2 protein-coding genes are annotated in these 2,359 nt (G+C 67.8%); both read right to left on the bottom strand.

The window, feature by feature from the left end; translation table 11 throughout:
• The coding region (locus AC1DFC_RS29695) for a condensation domain-containing protein (protein WP_478180575.1) at nt 1-1,718 on the bottom strand (1,718 nt) is incomplete at its 3' end.
• Nucleotides 1,718-2,359, bottom strand: a 642-nt coding sequence (locus AC1DFC_RS29700) for a phosphopantetheine-binding protein (RefSeq protein WP_478180576.1), incomplete at its 5' end; no start/stop codon positions are given. The genes AC1DFC_RS29700 and AC1DFC_RS29695, both read right to left, overlap by 1 nt.

Here is a 2,359-nt window from a genome sequence, read left to right on the forward strand (position 1 = left end):
TCGATGGAGCGTTCCACCGCGATGCCCACCTTGGTCTCGGGCTTCACGCCCCGGGCGATCAGCCGGTGTGCAAGGCGGTTGGCCTGTGTGTTGAGTTCGCCGTAGCTCAGCGTTTGCTCGCCGAAGCACAGCGCGGGTGCTTCGGGGCGCGCACGCACTTGCCGTTCGATCAGCCGGTGGATCGGCTCGCCCGCTTCGGCTGCCTGCCTGCACGCACCCCACGAGGCCAGTTGCGCACGCTCCGCCTCGCCCAGCAGCGCCACGTCGCCCACCGTCTGCTCGGGGTGGTCCGCCAGAGCCTGCAGCACCGCCAGGTAGTGGTCCGCCATGCGCTCCATGGTCCGCGCCTCGAACAGCTCCGCCGCGTAGCTGAACGTCGCATGCAGCCGACCGTCAGGGCTCTCGTCGGTGACCAGCATCAGATCGAACTGCGCGGCCTGCGCCCCCAGGCCGTAGGGTTCCAGCGCAAGGCCCGGCAGCCCATCCAGTCCCGAGAAATCTCCGCGCTGATGATTGAACAACACCTGGAACAACGGCTGGATGCCCGGCACACGCTCCGGCTGCAGCGCTTCGACCAGTTGCTCGAACGGCAGGTCCTGATGCATCTGCGCACCCAGCGCCGCTTCGTGCGCCTGCGCCAGCACCTGCAGCAGGCTGGTGCGGCTGTCCACCAGCGCGCGCAGCACCTGCGTGTTGACGAAAAAGCCAACCACGCCTTCGGTCTCCACGCGATGGCGATTCGCGATCGGCACGCCCACGCGAATGTCTTCCTGGCCGCTGTAGCGGCCCAGCAGCACCTGGAAACCGGCCAGCAGCACCATGAACAGCGTGCCCTCCTGATGCCGGGCCCGCTTCTGCAGGCCCTGAACCAGCGACGCGGGCACTTCGAACCGGTGGGTGGCCGCACCGTACCGGCCATCGGGCCTGCGGGCGTGGTCGAGCGGCAGTTGCAGCACCGGCTGCGTCCCGCCGAGCTGCGTCTTCCAGTAGGCGAGCTGGCGCTCCAGCTCGCCGGCCTCCAGCCAGTGCCGCTGCCACACTGCGTAGTCGGCATACTGGATCGGCATCGGCTGCAACACCACTGCTTCGTGCTGCACGCAAGCGCGGTACTGCGCCGCGAACTCGTCCACGATGATCTGCAGCGACCCGCCGTCCGAGACGATGTGGTGCATTACCAGCACCAGCACGTGCGTTTCGGGCGCCAGGCGGATCAGCGCCACCCTCATCAGCGGTCCCCGCGTCAGGTCGAAGGGCGTGTTGCCGATGCGCCGTGCCGCTTCGCGGGCCATGGCCTCGCGAGCGCCGGCGTCCGCCAGGCTCAGGTCCAGCAGCGAGAAGTCGAGTTGGCCGTCCTCGCGAATTACCTGCTCGGCGAGTCCGTCGGCATCGGCGCGAAACACCGTGCGCAACGATTCGTGGCGTGCCACCAATGCCTCGAAGCTGGTTCGCACCGCGTCCACGTCCAGCGCCCCCGTGAGCTTGAGCGCATCGCTCACGTGATAGGCCGTGCTCTGCGGATCGAGCTGCCACAGGAACCACTGGCGCAACTGCGCGTAGGAGACATGGCAGCGGTCCTGCGCGGCGTCTTCGCGCGGCAGGATGGGAAACTGATCGAGCGTCAGGCCCTTGGAACGGATGCCCTCGTACACCACGCGGCGCTGCTCGGCCGGCAACCGGGAGAAGCGCTCGGCGATGCGGCGGGCTGCGGTGGTTTCCATCAAACGGTCTCCATGCTGTCGATCAGCGAATCGATTTCTGAAAGGGCCTGGACCACGGGGCTGTCCCGGAGGGCCCCGGCGATCCGGGCAGCCATGGCAGCCAGGGTCGGGTACTGGAAGACGTCGCGGATGGTGAGTTCACTGTGCATGGCGGCATGCAGGCGCGCCACGAGCCGCGCGGACAGCAGCGAATGGCCGCCGAGTTCGAAGAAGTTGTCGTTGCGGCCCACGCGCTGCACGCCCAGCACTTCCGCCCAGATCGCGGACAGCTTCTCTTCCGTCTCTCCCAGTGGCGTTTCATATGCGTTGCCCGCCGAGAACTCCGGCGCCGGCAACGCGTTGCGGTCCACCTTGCCGTTGGCGTTCAGCGGCAGTGCATCGAGCACCACCAGCACGCTCGGCACCATGTAGTCGGGCAGTGCTTCGCCCAGGCGTTCGCGCAGTGCCGTCGTGTCGAGGTCTTGCCCCGACACGTAACCCACGAGCCGCGTGCCCGTCGGGCCTTCGTTGGCGATGACCACCGCTTCCCTCACCTCAGGCTGCGCCAGCAACTGCGCCTCGATCTCCCCCAGCTCGATGCGGAAGCCCCGCACCTTCACCTGGTGGTCGATGCGGCCCAGGTACTCCAATTGGCCTTCCGC

It is taken from the genome of Variovorax sp. 10L421, from assembly GCF_056395365.1.